Genomic DNA, 16,680 nt, shown 5'->3' with positions numbered 1-16,680 from the left:
GCGCGTCATGCGCCGTCCGCCATTGCTCCACAGCCTTGCCGCCGCCATCGCGCTCGGCCTGCTTGTCGCCAGCGGGATGGTCGCGGCGCAGTCCGCCGCCGACAATTCGGCCGCGCCGGAGGACAGTTCGGGCAGTTTCGAGGTCAGCGGCGTCACTGTCGACGTTGCCGGGCCGAACGCCAACGCCGCGCGCCTGGCGGGCTGGCGCGTGGCCCAGCGCAAGGGCTGGCAGATGCTGTCGCAACGGCTGGGCGGCGGTGGCGGCGCGCTGCCCGACGGCACGCTGGACAGCATCGTCAGCGGCATCGTCGTGGAGAATGAACAGATCGGCCCCAATCGCTACATCGCCCGGCTGGGGGTGTTGTTCAACCGCGCGCGCGCCGGATCGATCCTGGGCGTCGCGACCACGATCGACCGCTCCCCGCCGATGCTGGTCATTCCGATCGAGCGATCGGCCGGCGTCGATACCGGTTTCGAGGGCAAGAGCGACTGGCTGGCGGCGTGGCTGCGCTATCGGACCGCCGAAAGCCAGATCGACTATGTCCGGCCGACCGCGACCGGACCCGATTCGCTGCTGCTCAACGCCGGCCAGGTCCAGCGCCGCGACCGTGGCTGGTGGCGCACGGTGCTCGATCAATATGCCGCATCGGACATCGTCATACCCTTGGTCGCGCTGTACCGGCAATGGCCGGGCGGCCCGGTGATCGGCGTGTTCGAGGCGCGGCACGGCCCGGACAACGATCTGATCGGCCGTTTCGCGCTGCGGGTCGAGAGCGAGGAGGGCGTGCCGGCGCTGCTGGACGCCGGGGTCAGGCGGATGGACGACCTATACCAGAACGCGTTGCGCGCGGGCGTGCTGCGGATCGACCCCAGCCTCGCCTATATACCGCCGGTAGCGGCAACGCCGACACCCACGCCGACGCCGACCGACGCCTCGTCCGACTTCGACCTCGGCGATCCCGGCCTGGTGACGGGCGCAGGCGCGGGTCCGGTCAGCATCCAGTTCGACACGCCCAATGCCGGCGCGGTCACCGCCGCGGAGGGAATGGTCCGCGGCATTCCCGGGGTGGCGCAGGCGACGACCACCAGCCTGGCGCTCGGCGGCGTATCGGTGATGCGGGTCACCTTCGCCGGCGACCCGGACGCATTGCGCGCCGCGCTGGAGGCGCGGGGCTATGCCGTCGCACGCAGCGGCAGCATCCTGCGCATCCGGCGCGCGCCTTCGCTGCCGCCGCCATCGGTGCCGGCCGACAACATGACGGCCGGATGAGCCAATTGGGTCTGCCGCTGGCATGGCCCGACGGACCGGGCGACGACGCCTTCCTTGTCTCCTCGGCCAACCAGCGCGCCTGTGCGCTGCTCGATCGCTGGGCGACCTGGCCGGTGATGACCGCCCTGCTGGTCGGGCCGCGTAAATCGGGGCGCAGCCTGCTTGCCCGGGTGTTTGCGGCGCGCAGCGGCGGGCGAGTGATCGACGACGCCGACCGGCGCCCCGAACAGGACCTGTTCCACGCCTGGAACGCGGCCCAGGCCGAGCGCCGGCCGCTGTTGATGGTCGCCGGGATGGCGCCGCCCGAGTGGCGGGTGGCATTGCCCGATCTCAGGTCGCGCCTGGCCGCTTGCCCGCTCGCCAGGATCGCGCCACCGGACGACGCGCTGATGGCCCTGCTGCTCGAGCGCCGCTTCAACCGGCGCGGGCTCGATGCCCGGCCCGAGCTGATCCAATGGCTGGTCGCACGGCTGGAGCGCAGCTTCGTGGCGGTCGAGCGGACCGTCGACCTGCTCGACCATGACGCGCTCGAACGCCGCAGGCGCTTGTCGATTCCCCTTGCCAGGGCCACACTGACGGACGCGGGCATATTGCTTCCCCTCAGCCCTGAACCAGCCAGCGAGAAACCATGACCCGCCCCGCCCATATCGCGCGCCTTGCCGAGGACGATGATCCGTTCGAGGGCGGATCGAGCGAACGCTATTTCAATCGCGAGCTGAGTTGGCTGGCATTCAACCGCCGCGTGCTGGAAGAAGCGTGCAATCCCGCTCATCCGTTGTTCGAGCGTGTCCGCTTCCTGTCCATTTCGGGGTCCAACCTCGACGAATTCTTCATGGTCCGCGTGGCCGGGCTGAAGGGGCAGCAGGCGCAGGACGTCGATCGCCGCTCGGTCGACGGCCTGACCACGAACCAGCAGCTGGCGGCGATCGTCGCCGAGGCCGATTCGCTGGTGCTGGCACAGCGCAAGGTCTGGCGCGACCTGCGTCGCGACCTGGCCGCCACGGATATCCATGTGCTCGGATCGCGAACCATCGACGACGCGGTCGCGGCCGAGGAGATCGACTGGCTAGCGGAATATTTTCGCGAGCAGATCTTTCCGATCCTGACACCCCAGGCGCTCGACCCGGCGCATCCCTTCCCGTTCATGCCCAATCGCGGTCTGGCGGTGATGTTCGATCTGGTGCGCATATCGGATGGCGAGCCTATCCGCGAGCTGGTGATGCTGCCCGCGACGTTGCCGCGGTTCGTGCGATTGCCCGCCGGTCCGGCCCGCTATGTCGCCATCGAATCGCTGGTCAAGCGGTTCTCGGGAACCATCTTTCCGGGCTATGCGGTCAAGGGGGCGGCCGAGTTCCGCGTGCTGCGCGACAGCGACATCGAGATCGAGGAAGAGGCCGAGGACCTGGTCCGGTACTTCGCCAATGCAATCAAGCGCAGGCGTCGTGGCCGGGTGATCCGGTTGGAGCTGGAGGCCGGCATGCCGGTGGCGCTGGCCGCCGCGCTCAAGGAAGAGCTCGGTGTGGCCGGGGCGTTCGTGACCGAAGGCGGTGCGTTCCTGGGTCTCCACGATCTCGACGCGATCATCGAGGAGGACCGGCCCGACCTCAAATTCCCGCCGTTCACGCCGCGTTTCCCCGAACGTATTCGCGAATTCGGCGGCGACTGTTTCGCCGCGATCAAGGCCAAGGACATCGTCGTCCATCACCCGTACGAGACGTTCGAGGTGGTGATCGCCTTTCTCAAACAGGCGGCGGCCGACCCCGACGTGGTGGCGATCAAGCAGACGCTCTATCGCGCCGGCAAGCAATCGGCGGTGATCAATGCGCTGATCGCCGCGGCCGAGGCGGGCAAGTCGGTGACCGCGGTGGTCGAGCTGAAGGCGCGGTTCGACGAGGAGCAGAACCTGCTCTGGGCGTCGCAGCTCGAACGCGCGGGCGTTCAGGTCGTCTATGGCTTCTTCGACTGGAAAACGCATGCCAAGGTTTCGATGGTCGTCCGGCGCGAGGACGAGGCATACCGCACCTATTGCCATTTCGGCACCGGCAATTACCATCCGGTGACCGCGCGGATCTATACCGATCTCAGCTTCTTCACCGCCGACCCGCGCGTCGGACGCGACGCCGCGCAGATCTTCAACTACATCACCGGCTATGTCGAGCCGGAGGACCTCTCGCTGCTCAGCATATCGCCGCGCGATCTGCGGCCGCGCCTGACCGCGCTGATCGATGCCGAGATCGACAATGCCCGCGCCGGCCGGCCGGCGGCGATCTGGGCCAAGATGAACTCGGTGGTCGACACCGCGATCATCGACAAGCTGTACGAGGCTTCCGAAGCCGGCGTCGAAATCGACCTGATCATCCGCGGCATCTGCTGCCTTCGTCCGGGAGTGCCCGGCATGTCGTCCAACATCCGCGTCAAGTCGGTGATCGGGCGATTCCTGGAACACAGCCGCATCTGGTGCTTCGGCAACGGCAAGCCGCTGCCCAATGACGGTGCGCGGCTCTATATCTCGTCGGCTGACTGGATGCCGCGCAATTTCGACCGGCGGGTGGAATATATGCTGCCGATCCTCAATCCGACGGTGCACGACCAGATCCTCGACCAGGTGATGGTCGCCAACCTGATCGACAGCGAACAAAGCTGGGTGCTCAATCGCGACGGCAGCTATGACCGCGTCGATCCGGGGCCCAAGCCGTTCAACCTGCACCGTTATTTCATGACCAACCCGTCGCTGTCGGGGCGCGGCGCGGCGTTGGCCGGCGGGGCGGTGCCGACGCTGTCCTTCGCCCGGGGGCGATAGCCGATCGTGTCGATCGTGGGTTCGATCTTCCCGCTCACCATTCCCGCGCCGCGCCGGCCCAAGGCTGCCGCCGAGCCCCGCATGGCGATCATCGACATCGGCTCGAACTCGATCCGGCTGGTGGTCTATCAGGGCGCGGCGCGGCTGCCGACGATCCTGTTCAACGAAAAAGTGATGGCCGGACTGGGCAAGGGCCTGGCCCAGACCGGAGAGATCAGCGCCGACTCGCTGGTCGTGGCGACCAATGCGCTGCAACGTTTCGCCGCCATGGCGCGCGAGATGGAGGTCGATGACCTGCGCACCGTCGCCACGGCGGCCGTGCGCGACGCCGGCAATGGCGGGGTGCTGCTTGACGTCGCCGAGCAGACCGGGCTCCACGTCGAACTGCTGTCGGGCGAGGACGAGGCGATCGCCGCCGGTCTGGGCGTGCTGTCGGCGATCCCCGATGCCGACGGCATCGTCGGCGACCTGGGCGGCGGCAGCCTGGAACTGGTGCGGGTCGGCAGGGGCGCGGTCGGGGAGCGCGTCTCGTTCCCGCTCGGCGTGCTGCGCGTCGCGGCGCTGCGGGCCAGGGGCAAGGGCACGATCGACCGCCGCGTGGCAAAACTGATCGACCAGGCGGGGTGGACCGGCAAGGGCGTCGGTCTGCCGCTTTATCTGGTCGGGGGCTCATGGCGCACGCTTGCGCGGCTCGACATGCACCTGACGCGCTATCCGCTGCCGATCATCCAGCATTACGCGATGTCGCCCGCCGCGATCGCCCGGCTGGTACGGACGGTCAGCCATGTCGGCAAGCCGATGCTCAAGGCAGTGCCGGGCATTTCGGGACAGCGCGCGCCGATGCTGAACGACGCCGCGGCGCTGCTCGCCGCGCTGTTGCGCCACCTGGGCAGCGCGACGACGATGGTGTCGAGCTTCGGCCTGCGCGAAGGACTGCTTTACGGGGCGCTGGATCAGGCCACGCGCGTGCAGGATCCGCTGGTCGTCGCCGCCCGTGAAGAGGGCGCGCGGCAGGGACGTTTCGCCGAACATGGCGACCTGCTCGATCGCTGGATCGGCCCGGCGTTCACGGACGATCCCGCTGATCTGGCGCGGCTGCGGCTGGCGGCTTGCCAGCTCGCCGATGTCGGCTGGCGCGCCAATCCCGAATTTCGAGCCGAGCGCGGTCTCGACGTCGCGCTCCACGGCAATTGGGTGGCGGTCGATGCGCGGGGCCGCGCGCTGATGGCGCAGGCGTTGTTCACCAGCCTTGGCGGGGGCACGGACAGCCCCGCGCCGCTGGAGGCGCTCGCATCCGCTGCCGACCTGAAGCGCGCGAGAAACTGGGGTCTGGCCATGCGCCTGGGGCAGCGGATGAGCGGCGGCTTGGCGGGACCGCTCCAGCGTTCGTCGCTCAGCGACGACGGCAAGGTCCTGACCCTTGCCCTGGTGGCCAGCGATCTTGCGCTCTATAGCGAGACGGTGGAGCGTCGCCATGCCGCCCTGGCCGCGGCGTTGGGGAGGCTGGCGGTGATTGCGGGATGATCGGCCGGCGCCTAGAATGTCCTGGCAGAGACAGTAAACCGGAGGCGCAACTTTACGACGAGGATTGATCCGCCGCGTCCTCGGTGCGCGTCATCCGCAGCTTGCCGCCCTTGACCGCAAAGGCCAGCCGGCCCTCGACCAGGTCGAGCGCGTCGCGCCCGAACTGGTCGTAGCGCCAGCCGCTCAGGATCGACAGCCCCTCGCGCTGGCCGCCGGCGAGTGCCTCCAGATCCTCCGAACGCGCGAGCAATCGCGCCGCCACGTCGATATCGCGGCTCCTGATCTTGAGCAGCAGCTTCAGCAGGTCGGTGACCAGCGCGCCGTCCTTGCCGAGCCCCGGCTTGCGGTCCTCGCGCGGGGGCATTTCGTCGATGGTCATCGGCTGGGCCGCTTCGATCGTCGCCATCAGCCGCGCGCCGATGTCGTTGCCGGCCCAGGTCGCCGTCAGACCGCGAACGCGCGCGAGATCGGCCTGACGGCGCGGCGGATGGCTGGCGAGGTCGGCCAGGGTCTCGTCCTTGACGATGCGGCCGCGCGGCAGGTTCTTGCCCCGCGCTTCCAGCTCGCGCCAGCGTGCCAATGCCTTCAGCCGGCCCAGTATCTCGGGCTTGCGACCGGCGATGCGGACGCGCTTCCACGCCAGATCGGGATCGTTGGCGTAGTTGGCGGGATCGCCGAGCCGCTCCATCTCCTGGTCGAGCCACGCGCCCCGCCCGGTGCGCTTGAGCCGGTCGAGCATCTTGGGGAAGATGGTCGCGAGATGCGTGACATCGCCGATCGCATAGTCGACCTGGCGATCGTCAAGCGGGCGACGCGCCCAATCGGTGAACCGCGCCCCCTTATCTATCTGAATGCCCAGCCACCCATCAACAAGGTTGGAATAGCCGATCTGCTCCCCCTGGCCGAGCGCCATCGCGGCGACTTGGGTATCGAACAGCGGATGCGGAGTCTTGCCGGTCAGATTGAAGACGATCTCCAGGTCCTGGCCGCCGGCGTGAAATACCTTGAGCACCTCTTCGTTCGCCACCAGCAGTGCGAGCAGCGGCGCCAGGTCTATCCCGGGCACCATCGGATCGATCGCCGCCGCCTCGTCGGCATCGGCGACCTGGATCAGGCACAGCTCGGGCCAGAAGGTATTTTCGCGCATGAACTCGGTATCGACGCACACGAAGGGCGATCGCGCCATCCGGGTGCAGAGATTGGCGAGTGTAGCGCTGTCGGTGACGAGCGGATGAACATGCATCTTCCTCCCATAGCCCGGCCTCGCCGGGTTGACAAAGGCGGGCAGGGCGGGGAGGTGCGCGGACCTAACCCGTCGTCCCGGCGGAGGCCAGGACCGCCTGGTTCGAGCCGTCCGCTTCGCCACGCAGCGATCCCGGCCTGCGCCGGGATGACGCAATGTCGAGATCGAGATCATGCACCCCTATCGCACGCACACCTGCGCCGCCCTGACCTCTGCCGAGGTCGGGCAGGAGGTCCGGCTGTCGGGATGGGTGCACCGCAAGCGCGACCATGGCGGCGTGCTGTTCGTCGACCTGCGCGACCATCACGGCATCACCCAGCTGGTGGCGGACAGCGACAGCGCCGCGCTTGCCGTCCTGGAATCGGTGCGCGTCGAATCGGTCGTGACGATCGACGGCATGGTCAAGGCACGCGGCGAGGGGACGGCCAACCCCAATCTGGCGACCGGCGAGATCGAGGTGTTCGCGCGTGCCGTTACCGTCCAGTCGCCCGCGCAGGAACTGCCGATGCCCGTCGCGGGCGAGGCCGAATACCCCGAGGACATCCGGCTGCGCTATCGCTTCCTCGACCTCAGGCGTGAGCGGCTGCACGCCAACATCATGCTGCGGTCGAGCGTGATCGCCTCGCTGCGCCGGCGGATGATCGACCAAGGCTTCACCGAATTCCAGACGCCGATCCTGACCGCCTCGTCGCCCGAGGGCGCGCGCGATTATCTGGTGCCCAGCCGCGTCCATCCGGGCAAGTTCTATGCGCTGCCGCAGGCGCCGCAGATGTTCAAACAGCTGCTGATGGTCGCGGGCTTCGACCGCTATTTCCAGATCGCGCCCTGCTTTCGCGACGAGGACGCCCGTGCCGATCGCTCGCCCGGCGAATTCTATCAGCTTGATTTCGAGATGAGCTACGTCACCCAGGAAGACGTGTTCGCCGCGATCGAGCCCGTGCTCCATGGCGTGTTCCAGGAGTTCGCCGACTGGCAGGGCAAGGGCAGGACCGTGTCGCCGCTGCCGTTCAAACGCATCCCCTACAAGGAATCGGTGCTGAAATACGGTAACGACAAGCCCGATCTGCGCAATCCGATCCTGATCGCCGACGTTAGCGATCATTTCGCCGGCTCAGGCTTTGGCCGCTTCGCCGCGATCGTTGAGGCGGGCGATGTCGTCCGCGCGATCCCCGCGCCGGGCACCGCCGAAAGGAGCCGCAAGTTCTTCGACGACATGAACGGCTGGGCGCAGGCCGAAGGCTTTGCCGGGCTCGGCTATGCGACGCGAAAAGGCGGCGAGTGGGGCGGCCCGATTGCCAAGAACCATGGCGAGACCGATATGAACGTGATCGCCGACACGCTCGGCCTGGGTCCTGACGATGGGCTGTTCTTCGCCGCGGGCAAGGAAGCGGAGGCAGCGAGGCTTGCAGGGCTGGCGCGCACCCGGGTCGCCGAACAGCTCGGGCTGATTGACGACCGGCGCTTCGAATTCTGCTGGATCGTCGATTTTCCGATGTTCGAATATGACGAGGACGCCAGGAAGGTCGACTTCAGCCACAACCCGTTCAGCATGCCGCAGGGCGAGCTGGCCGCGCTGGAAAACAAGGACCCGCTCGACATTCTCGCCTATCAGTACGACATCGTCTGCAACGGCGTTGAGTTGTCGTCGGGAGCGATCCGTAACCATCGGCCCGAGATCATGTACAAGGCGTTTGCGATCGCCGGCTATTCTCAGGCCGATGTCAACGCCAATTTCGCGGGCATGATCAATGCCTTCAAGTTCGGCGCACCGCCGCATGGCGGCTCGGCGCCTGGCGTTGACCGGATCGTCATGCTGCTGGCCGACGAGCCGAACATCAGGGAGGTCATCGTCTTTCCCATGACGCAGAAGGCCGAGGACCTGATGATGGGGGCACCCAGTTTCGCGACCGAAAGGCAGCTGCGCGAACTGAACATCCGGCTGGCCGAGCAACCGCACGCAGGAAAGGCTTCGGCAGTCTGATCCTGCCCGTGGCGGGCGTCACGCCGGATGGAATTGCTGTTGGTCGTCCATTACGTGAAGCATGCCGTCGGCAATCGCGAAATAGGCACCGCGCAGCCGCAGCCGGCCGTCGGCCTCGCGATCGGGCACGAACGGAAAGCTGCGCAAGTTTGCAAGGCTGACGCGGACGGTTTCCAGCTCCAACGCCCGGATCGCCTCGGGACCCGTGCCATGGGCGGCGACGATCCGGTCGCGGGCATCGTCGAGCATGTCGACCCAATGGGCGATAAATCCGCCGGCGCCCGGCGGCGCATCCCGGAAGCGCCGCGAGAGCGCCGCCGCGACGCCGCCGCACGATCCGTGGCCCAGCACGACGATGTCGCTGATCTCCAGTTGGGTGACCGCGAATTCCAGCGCGGCCGATACGCCGTGCCGCCCGCCATCGGCTTCGAAGGGCGGAACTAGATTGGCGATGTTACGCACGACGAACATTTCGCCGGGCGAAGTGTCGAAGATCTGCGCGGGATCGACGCGGCTGTCGGAACACGCGATGATCATCACCCGCGGCGACTGGCCCGTGCTCAGCTCCGCCCAGCGCTCGCGCTGGCGCAGCCAGCCGTCGCGGCGAAAGCGGCCATAGCCCGCCAGAAGGTCGTCGAACCCGGACATCGGCGATTGCTCTGCCAAGCTTGCGAAGGGCTGGCAAGCGGCAGCGGCAGTCGCTATCTCACACGCGATATGAACGAGATCAGCTCTATCGCCCCGCGCGCGCGCAAGCCCGACTGGATCAGGGTCAAGGCACCTACGTCGGCCGGCTTTGCCGAAACCAGGGCGATGATGCGCCGCCTCAACCTCAATACGGTGTGCGAGGAAGCGGCCTGCCCGAATATCGGCGAATGCTGGACCAAGAAGCACGCGACGGTGATGATCCTGGGCGACACGTGCACCCGCGCCTGCGCCTTCTGCAACGTCAAGACGGGGATGCCGCGCGCGGTCGATCCACTCGAGCCGCAGCACACCGCCGATGCGGCAGCTGAACTCGGACTGGAGCATATCGTGATCACCTCGGTCGATCGCGACGACTTGCCTGACGGCGGCGCGTCGCAGTTCGTTAAGGTAATCCAGGCGCTGCGCCGCACTGCGCCGAGCACGACGATCGAGATCCTGACGCCTGACTTTCGGAACAAGGCGCAGGCCGCAGTCGAGTCGATCGTCGAGGCGCGGCCCGACGTCTACAATCACAACCTCGAGACCGTCCCGCGATTATACCCGACGATCCGGCCGGGCGCGCGCTATTATGCATCGCTGCGGTTGCTCGAATCGATCAAGAACCACGATCCGTCGATCTTCACCAAATCGGGCGTGATGCTCGGGCTGGGCGAGGAGCGGCTCGAAGTGCATCAGGTGATGGACGACATGCGGTCGGCGGCGATCGATTTCCTGACGATGGGGCAGTACCTCCAGCCCACGCCGCGCCACGCCAAGGTCGCCGATTTCATCACCCCGGCGGCGTTCGAGGCCTATGCCGCGATCGCGCGCGCCAAGGGCTTCCTGCAGGTCGCAAGCTCGCCGCTAACGCGGTCCAGCTACCATGCCGGCGCCGATTTCGCGAAAATGAAGGCTGCGCGCGAGGCGCAGCTCGCACGGCGGTGAGCGGCGGCTGATGCCCAGTCACGCCGAGACGCGGCGGCTGCCCTACACGGCCGAACAGATGTACGATCTGGTCGCCGATGTCGCGCACTACAATGAGTTCCTGCCCTGGGTGACGGCAGTACGGGTGCGATCCGATGGAGCGGTGGAGATGGTCGCCGACCTGATCGTGGGGTTCAAGGGGTTGCGCGAGAAGTTCACGTCCAAGGTCAGCAAGGCGCGGCCGGGGACCATTCAGGTAGATTACCTCGACGGCCCGCTCAAATACCTGACCAACAACTGGCATTTTCGCCCCGCGCCCGGTGGCTGCGACGTCGATTTCTCGGTCGACTTCCAGTTCAAGAACCGCATGTTCGAAATGCTCGCCGGGCAGGTGTTCGGCGCCGCCCTGCGCCGCATGATCGGCGCGTTCGAGCAGCGGGCCGCCATGCTCTATGGCGCGTCGGACGGCTCGCCATCGCCCGGCATCAACAGTTCAAGCGCGCATAACACCGCCTGAAGCCGGACGCCGCCGCGTCCGCGATCGCCGAAACAATGTTTGTCGGCGACCATGTCGGCGGGATCCGCGTTGCGTTCAGCGCGGGCGAAGACGACCGTCCCGACCGGCTTCTTGTCGGTCCCGCCGCCCGGACCGGCAACCCCCGTGATCGCCACCGCGACATCGGCGCCGGTCGCTTCCAATGCGCCACGCGCCATGCTCCAGGCGGTCGCGATCGACACCGCGCCGAATGTTTCCAGCACGTCCTCGCTGACCTTCAGCAGGCCCAGCTTGGCATCGTTCGAATAAGAGACGAACCCGCCGAACAGCACCTCCGACGACCCCGGTATCTCGGTAATCGCCGCCGCCACCAGCCCTCCGGTACAGCTTTCGGCGAGCGCGATGGTGCGCCCTGCCGCGCGATTGGCCTCTACCACGCGGCGCGCCGCGGCGACCAGTTCGGCGGGCAGGATGGTATCCACGTTACTTCCGGCCGAGCGGACAGAGCGGCAGCGCGGACTTCTTGCGATCGTCGATCTTGCGCCCGCCATCGGCCAGCTGGAAGAGGGCGACGAACGCCGTCGCCGCCTGGCGCGGGGTGAGCGGCGCCAACGCGGTCAGCAGGCGATCGGTGGGAGCGCAGTCGGCGGGCTTGAAGTCCTTGGCGACCAGCGGCCCGGCCATCGCCGAGATCATCGGCCGCGCGAGATCAGATTCGAGCAGTGGCTGCATGTCCGGGCCGGCGATCTTGGCCAGCCCGGTCTTGGCGGTCGGCCACGCGGCGTCGCCCGCGGCGACATAGCGCGCACCATAGGGATTGTCGGGCTGGCGCAACAACGCGCTGGGCGGCAGCGCGGGCGCGCAGACCACCGCCAGCGAGGTGACGAGCGCCGGCACCGCGGTGATCACCAGCGCCTCGGCTTCGGGGGTGGTCAGGCAGGGAGCAAGGGGCTGGGCGGCGGCGCTGCCGCTGGCGAGCAGTGAGAGGATCGCGGCGCCGGTCCGACTGGTTCGATTCATGATGCGGGGATCCTGATGGTCGCGAGGGCCTGAGCGGCAATGCCTTCGCCACGACCGGTGAATCCGAGCCGCTCGGTCGTGGTCGCCTTGATGCTAATTTGATCGCGCCCGACCCGCAACAGCGCAGCGATGCGATCGCGCATGGCGTCCCGATGCGGGCCGATGCGCGGCGCTTCGCAGATGATCGTCAGGTCGACAAAGTCGATCTCGCCGCCGCGGGCCGCGACCAGCGCGGCGGCATGCTGGAGGAACTGGCTCGATGCCGCGCCGCGCCAGCGTGGGTCGCTCGGCGGGAAATGCTGGCCGATATCGCCCGCCGCGATCGTCCCCAGCACCGCATCGGTGATGGCATGGAGCGCAACGTCCGCGTCGCTATGCCCCGACAAGCCGCGATCGTGAGGGACCAATATTCCGCCGAGCCACAATTGCTCGCCGGCGACCAGCCGGTGGACGTCATAACCGGTTGCGGTCCGTACCCGCATACGCGCGCCCAGCCTGGCCTCGGCCAGCGCGAGATCGCCGGGATAGGTGATCTTGTCGAGCAGCGGGTCGCCCGGCACGAGCGCGACCGTCCCCCCGGCACGGCGCAGCATCTGGGCGTCGTCGGTCGCCTCTTCGCCCGGCGGCCAGCCACGATGCGCGGCCAGGATCGCGTCGAAATGGAACGCCTGCGGCGTCTGGATGCGAAGCAGCCCGGTGCGATCGACGATCTCGCCAAGCACGCCTTGGCCCGACGCCAGCGTGTCCGGAAGGGGCAGGGCAGGTACTGCGCCTCCCCCCTCGGGTAGCGCGGCGAGAAGTCGATCCACCACGTCTGCCGGCACGATCGGCCGGGCCGCGTCATGGATCAGCACGCGTGCCGCAGCGCCGATCGCTTCCAGCCCGTTGCGCACCGATTCCCGGCGCGTGGCGCCGCCGACGACCGTCTCCCCCATGACCTCGCACTGCTGATCCGCCGAAACCACCGTGACGACGCGATCGATTTCATGATGGGCCTGGAACGCGGCCCGGCTGTGCTCGACCACGGGCCGGCCGGCGAGCGGCTGGAACTGCTTGGGCAGGGTGCCGCCCGCCCGGACGCCGTTGCCGGCGGCGACGATCAGGGCGACGGTCGAGGATGGCGCCATGCCGCGCGATAGCCCAGCGCCGAGCGGCTTGCCAGCACCAACACCAGCCGGTACTGCCTGTTTTTCAGGCATCGCATGACCAACCTCGCCCCCCTTCAGCTCGGCCCGGTACGGATCGAGAATCCCGTGATCCTCGCACCGATGACGGGCGTCACCGACCTGCCGTTCCGTCGGCTGGTGCGGCGGTTCGGATCGGGGCTCAACGTTACCGAGATGATCGCCAGCCAGGCCGCCATCCGCGAGACGCGCCAGTCGATCCAGAAGGCGATGTGGGATCCGATCGAGGAGCCCGTGTCGATGCAGTTGGTCGGCTGCACCCCCTATGAGATGGGCGAGGCGGCCCGGCTGGCTCAGGACAAGGGCGCCGCGATCGTCGACATCAACATGGGCTGTCCGGTGCGCAAGGTAACCAACGGCGATGCCGGCTCGGCGCTGATGCGTGACCTGACGCTCGCCGCCGCGATCGTCGACGCCTGCGTCAGGGCGGTCGACGTCCCGGTCACGCTGAAGATGCGGATGGGCTGGGACCATACCAGCCTGAACGCCCCCGAACTTGCGCGCATCGCGCAGGATTTGGGGGTGCGGATGGTCACCGTCCACGGCCGGACCCGCAACCAGATGTACAAGGGCGAAGCCGATTGGCGCTTCGTCCGTTCGGTCAAGCAGGCGGTCGCCATTCCCGTGATCGTCAACGGCGACATCTGCTCGCCGGCCGATGCGGTGAGCGCGCTGGAGCAATCGGGCGCCGACGGGGTGATGATCGGACGGGGTGCCTATGGTCGCCCATGGCTGCTCGGCCAGGTGATGACGTTCCTGGCCGGCGGCCGGCTCGTCGACGATCCCTCGATCGACGAGCAATATCGCGTCATCGCCAATCATTATGACGATATGCTCGGCCATTATGGCGAGGAAATCGGCGTCAACATGATGCGCAAGCATATCGGCTGGTACACACGCGGCCTTCCCGGTTCGGCCGAGTTCAGGAACCGGGTGAACCAGGAACCCGATGCCCGGCGTGTCCAGGCGATGCTCGGTAAATTCTATGCTCCCTGGCGAACCCGCGCCGCGGCCTGACGCACCGGCGACATCCGCCAGCACGCCGAGCTTTGCGGAACTCTTCGCGTGCCTGCCGACGGCCGTCCTGCTGATCGATCCCGCACGCCGTGTCGCCACCGCCAATGGCGAATGCGAGTTGCTGCTCAACCTGTCCGAACGCGCGATGGTCGGCATGCCGCTGACCAGCGTCCTGACCCCGCCGGCGGGTGCCGGCGCGGGCGGCGGGCGGACGGTCTCGGCCTTCGACTTCGACATCGGGACCGACCGCACCGGCCGCTTGCGCGTCGATTACATCGAGGCGGCGGTGGCCGACCGCCCGGGGTGGCGAGCGATCGCGCTTCATCCCGCCGGCGGGTCGCGCAAGGTCGGGCAATCGGCCGAGCGCAGTGGCGGACGCGCCGCGATCGGTGCCGCCGCGATGCTGGCGCACGAGATCAAGAACCCGTTGTCGGGGATTCGCGGCGCCGCGCAGTTGCTGGCCGCGGAAGGGGCGGGGGACGAACTGACCACGCTCATCACCGCCGAAGTCGACCGCATCGCCGCGCTGATCGACCGGATGCAGGATTTTACCGATCGCCGTCCGCTCGGCACGGTCCCGTCCAACGTCTATCCCTTGCTCGACCATGCCCGGCGCGTGGCACTGGCCGGATTTGCCCGCGGCATGGCGATCGAGGAACGGTTCGACCCGTCATTGCCCCTGGCACTGGTCGACGGCGATGCGTTGCTGCAGATCCTGCTCAACCTGCTGAAGAATGCGGCCGAAGTGCTCCATGCCGTCGCCATGCCACGGATCGTCCTGACGACCGCCTATCGGCATGGGCTGGCGGTGGATGCCGGGCCGGGGCGGCCGCGTCGGGGCTTGCCGATCGAGCTGTGCGTGATCGACAATGGTCCCGGCGCGCCCGCCGATATCGCCGACCATTTGTTCGATCCCTTCGTCTCGGGCAAACCCGCGGGGCAGGGGCTGGGGCTGGCGCTGGTGGACAAGCTGGTCCGCGACATGGGCGGCGTGGTACAATATGCCCGCGAAGGATCGCCGGAGATCACCGTGTTCCGCCTGCTGTTGCCGCGCGGGGAGTGACGTCGTGACCGCGGGCAACATCCTGGTGCTGGACGACGATGCGGCGATTCGGACCGTCGTCGCCCATGCGCTGCGCCGCGCCGGCTATCGCGTCACGACCACCGCGACCATCGCCGATTTCGGCCGCGAGTTGCGAACGATGCCGCCCGACCTCGTGGTGACCGACGTGGTCCTTCCCGACGGCAACGGGCTCGACATGATCGGCGGCATCGCCCGCGACCATCCGGGATTGCCGGTGATCGTGCTGTCGGCGCAGAACACGCTGACGACGGCGGTCCGCGCCAACGAGGTCGGCGCCTATGACTATCTGCCCAAACCGTTCGACCTGGACGACCTGACCCGCGCGGTGGCGGGGGCACTGGCCCGGCGAAGCCCCGACGAAGCGGATCCGATCGAGGCGGAGGATCGCGCCTTGCCGCTGATCGGCAGGTCGCCGGCGATGCAGGACGTCTATCGGGTGATCGCGCGGGTGATCTCGAACGACCTGACCGTGCTGATCTCCGGCGAATCGGGGACGGGCAAGGAATTGGTGGCGCGTGCGATCCACGACCTCGGCGCACGGCGGCATGCGCCGTTCGTCGCGATCAACATGGCGGCGATCCCGCGCGACCTGATCGAGGCCGAATTGTTCGGGCATGAACGCGGTGCGTTCACTGGCGCGCAGTCGCGATCCGCCGGGCGATTCGAACAGGCGGCGGCCGGCACGCTGTTCCTCGACGAGATCGGCGACATGCCGACCGACGCGCAGACCCGGCTGCTGCGCGTGCTGCAATCGGGCGAGTTCACCACGGTCGGCGGCGCGCGGACGATCAAGGCCGACGTGCGCATTGTCGCCGCGACCAACCGCGACCTGACCGTGCTAGTCCAGGAAGGCCGGTTCCGCGAGGACCTGTTCTACCGCCTGAACGTCGTGCCGATCGGCTTGCCGGCGTTGCGCGAGCGGCGGCAGGACGTGCCGCTGCTGGCGCGTCACTTTCTCGATCGCGCGGCGGCCCAGGGGCTGCCGCGCAAACGGCTGGGCACAGCGGCGATCACCGTCTTGGAGAGACATGACTGGCCGGGCAACGTCCGCGAGCTGGAGAACATCATGCGCCGGCTGGCGGCGTTGTGCCGCGACGAGGTGATCGGCGCGAACGAGGTGGTCGGGGAGCTTGGCACGGTCGCGGCGGTCGGGCCGAGCAGCGACATTGCGCTGGACGTCGCGATCCGCAGCCGGCTGGATCGATTGGCGCGCGACGATCCACGCGGGCTGGACGACGGTACGCTCTACGAGCGCATCATTGCCGAAGTCGAGCGGCCATTGATCGAAGCGATGCTGGCGCGCCACGGCGGCAACCAGTTGCGGACGGCACGGGCGATGGGCATCAACCGCAACACGTTAAGGAAGCGGCTGGATACGCTGGGAATCCAGGCCTGATCAGGTAATTCTGGTTGGGTACGATTGCGGATACGAGCACTGGCCAGAGAGTGT

15 protein-coding genes are annotated in these 16,680 nt (G+C 67.8%); 10 read left to right on the top strand and 5 right to left on the bottom strand.

Annotation, left to right across the window (positions count from 1 at the left end; genetic code table 11):
• The first annotated feature begins 7 nt into the window (after positions 1-7).
• From ACFE7K_RS01365 to ACFE7K_RS01350, 4 genes are all read left to right on the top strand, one after another.
• The gene (locus ACFE7K_RS01365; protein ID WP_375396356.1) at positions 8-1,270 is read left to right on the top strand and encodes a heavy-metal-associated domain-containing protein; all 1,263 of its coding nucleotides are present in this window, start codon (positions 8-10) and stop codon (positions 1,268-1,270) included.
• Entirely contained in the window at positions 1,267-1,902 is a 636-nt protein-coding gene (locus ACFE7K_RS01360; RefSeq protein ID WP_375396355.1) for a chromosomal replication initiator DnaA, read from the top strand. Before ACFE7K_RS01365 ends, ACFE7K_RS01360 begins: the two co-directional genes overlap by 4 nt.
• A complete protein-coding gene (locus ACFE7K_RS01355) occupies positions 1,899-4,070 on the top strand; it encodes an RNA degradosome polyphosphate kinase (RefSeq protein WP_375396354.1) in 2,172 nt (723 codons plus the stop codon). The genes ACFE7K_RS01360 and ACFE7K_RS01355 overlap by 4 nt, the downstream gene beginning before the upstream one ends.
• 81 nt (positions 4,071-4,151) lie before the next feature.
• Positions 4,152-5,594 carry a Ppx/GppA family phosphatase gene (locus tag ACFE7K_RS01350; RefSeq protein ID WP_375396419.1) on the top strand — a complete coding sequence of 481 codons (1,443 nt, stop codon included), beginning with the start codon at positions 4,152-4,154 and terminating at the stop codon, positions 5,592-5,594.
• A 52-nt stretch (positions 5,595-5,646) separates the two neighbouring features.
• Here the strand turns inward: ACFE7K_RS01350 and rnd are convergent, their stop codons facing one another.
• On the bottom strand, positions 5,647-6,837 hold the full coding sequence (gene rnd / locus ACFE7K_RS01345; protein WP_375396353.1) for a ribonuclease D: 1,191 nt from the start codon (positions 6,835-6,837) through the stop codon (positions 5,647-5,649).
• 172 nt (positions 6,838-7,009) lie between these two features.
• Between rnd and aspS the strand changes: the two genes are divergently transcribed.
• The gene (gene aspS / locus ACFE7K_RS01340) at positions 7,010-8,818 is read left to right on the top strand and encodes an aspartate--tRNA ligase (protein ID WP_375396352.1); all 1,809 of its coding nucleotides are present in this window, start codon (positions 7,010-7,012) and stop codon (positions 8,816-8,818) included.
• A gap of 18 nt (positions 8,819-8,836) precedes the next feature.
• Here aspS and ACFE7K_RS01335 read toward each other — a convergent pair whose 3' ends face one another.
• Entirely contained in the window at positions 8,837-9,466 is a 630-nt protein-coding gene (locus tag ACFE7K_RS01335; RefSeq protein WP_375396351.1) for a carbonic anhydrase, read from the bottom strand.
• 69 nt (positions 9,467-9,535) lie between these two features.
• Here ACFE7K_RS01335 and lipA point away from each other — a divergent pair, with 69 nt between their 5' ends.
• Both lipA and ACFE7K_RS01325 read left to right on the top strand, forming a co-directional pair.
• Positions 9,536-10,450 (top strand): lipoyl synthase, encoded by a 915-nt coding sequence (lipA, locus tag ACFE7K_RS01330; RefSeq protein WP_375396350.1) that lies wholly within the window; start codon positions 9,536-9,538, stop codon positions 10,448-10,450.
• Between the two features lie 10 nt (positions 10,451-10,460).
• Complete coding sequence (locus ACFE7K_RS01325) at positions 10,461-10,946, top strand: type II toxin-antitoxin system RatA family toxin (protein WP_375396349.1); 486 nt, start codon at positions 10,461-10,463, stop codon at positions 10,944-10,946.
• On the opposite strand, the gene ACFE7K_RS01320 is transcribed toward ACFE7K_RS01325, so the two are convergent.
• The 3 genes from ACFE7K_RS01320 to ACFE7K_RS01310 are packed head-to-tail and all read right to left on the bottom strand — an operon-like array spanning position 10,880 to position 13,072.
• Entirely contained in the window at positions 10,880-11,407 is a 528-nt protein-coding gene (locus ACFE7K_RS01320; protein ID WP_375396348.1) for a CinA family protein, read from the bottom strand. The genes ACFE7K_RS01325 and ACFE7K_RS01320 overlap by 67 nt on opposite strands.
• A gap of 1 nt (position 11,408) precedes the next feature.
• On the bottom strand, positions 11,409-11,945 hold the full coding sequence (locus tag ACFE7K_RS01315) for a hypothetical protein (protein WP_375396347.1): 537 nt from the start codon (positions 11,943-11,945) through the stop codon (positions 11,409-11,411).
• Complete coding sequence (locus ACFE7K_RS01310; protein ID WP_375396346.1) at positions 11,942-13,072, bottom strand: bifunctional 2-C-methyl-D-erythritol 4-phosphate cytidylyltransferase/2-C-methyl-D-erythritol 2,4-cyclodiphosphate synthase; 1,131 nt, start codon at positions 13,070-13,072, stop codon at positions 11,942-11,944. Before ACFE7K_RS01310 ends, ACFE7K_RS01315 begins: the two co-directional genes overlap by 4 nt.
• A gap of 75 nt (positions 13,073-13,147) precedes the next feature.
• Between ACFE7K_RS01310 and dusB the strand changes: the two genes are divergently transcribed.
• From dusB to ntrC, 3 genes are read left to right on the top strand one after another with little or no spacing between them, the layout of a single operon-like run.
• The gene (gene dusB, locus ACFE7K_RS01305) at positions 13,148-14,146 is read left to right on the top strand and encodes a tRNA dihydrouridine synthase DusB (RefSeq protein WP_375396345.1); all 999 of its coding nucleotides are present in this window, start codon (positions 13,148-13,150) and stop codon (positions 14,144-14,146) included.
• Positions 14,115-15,209 (top strand): nitrogen regulation protein NR(II), encoded by a 1,095-nt coding sequence (locus tag ACFE7K_RS01300; RefSeq protein ID WP_375396344.1) that lies wholly within the window; start codon positions 14,115-14,117, stop codon positions 15,207-15,209. Before dusB ends, ACFE7K_RS01300 begins: the two co-directional genes overlap by 32 nt.
• A gap of 4 nt (positions 15,210-15,213) precedes the next feature.
• Positions 15,214-16,626: a nitrogen regulation protein NR(I) gene (gene ntrC, locus ACFE7K_RS01295; protein WP_375396343.1), complete on the top strand. Its 1,413-nt coding sequence runs from the start codon at positions 15,214-15,216 to the stop codon at positions 16,624-16,626.
• Positions 16,627-16,680: the final 54 nt, after the last annotated feature.

The organism is uncultured Sphingomonas sp. (assembly GCF_964244265.1).
GTDB lineage: Bacteria > Pseudomonadota > Alphaproteobacteria > Sphingomonadales > Sphingomonadaceae > Sphingomonas.
The sequence above is the reverse complement of the archived record's forward strand: the minus strand, read 5'-3'. Positions and strand labels throughout refer to the sequence as shown.

Excerpts from the sequence above, each read along its gene's own strand:
- ACFE7K_RS01365 (WP_375396356.1), top strand. The coding sequence starts at position 8 with ATGCGCCGTCCGCCATTGCTCCACAGCCTTGCCGCCGCCATCGCGCTC.
- ACFE7K_RS01350 (WP_375396419.1), top strand. The coding sequence starts at position 4,152 with ATGGCGATCATCGACATCGGCTCGAACTCGATCCGGCTGGTGGTCTAT.
- ACFE7K_RS01360 (WP_375396355.1), top strand. The coding sequence starts at position 1,267 with ATGAGCCAATTGGGTCTGCCGCTGGCATGGCCCGACGGACCGGGCGAC.
- lipA (WP_375396350.1), top strand. The coding sequence starts at position 9,536 with ATGAACGAGATCAGCTCTATCGCCCCGCGCGCGCGCAAGCCCGACTGG.
- aspS (WP_375396352.1), top strand. The coding sequence starts at position 7,010 with ATGCACCCCTATCGCACGCACACCTGCGCCGCCCTGACCTCTGCCGAG.
- rnd (WP_375396353.1), bottom strand. The coding sequence starts at position 6,837 with ATGCATGTTCATCCGCTCGTCACCGACAGCGCTACACTCGCCAATCTC.
- ACFE7K_RS01355 (WP_375396354.1), top strand. The coding sequence starts at position 1,899 with ATGACCCGCCCCGCCCATATCGCGCGCCTTGCCGAGGACGATGATCCG.
- dusB (WP_375396345.1), top strand. The coding sequence starts at position 13,148 with ATGACCAACCTCGCCCCCCTTCAGCTCGGCCCGGTACGGATCGAGAAT.
- ACFE7K_RS01325 (WP_375396349.1), top strand. The coding sequence starts at position 10,461 with ATGCCCAGTCACGCCGAGACGCGGCGGCTGCCCTACACGGCCGAACAG.
- ACFE7K_RS01335 (WP_375396351.1), bottom strand. The coding sequence starts at position 9,466 with ATGTCCGGGTTCGACGACCTTCTGGCGGGCTATGGCCGCTTTCGCCGC.
- ACFE7K_RS01310 (WP_375396346.1), bottom strand. The coding sequence starts at position 13,072 with ATGGCGCCATCCTCGACCGTCGCCCTGATCGTCGCCGCCGGCAACGGC.
- ACFE7K_RS01315 (WP_375396347.1), bottom strand. The coding sequence starts at position 11,945 with ATGAATCGAACCAGTCGGACCGGCGCCGCGATCCTCTCACTGCTCGCC.
- ACFE7K_RS01300 (WP_375396344.1), top strand. The coding sequence starts at position 14,115 with ATGCTCCCTGGCGAACCCGCGCCGCGGCCTGACGCACCGGCGACATCC.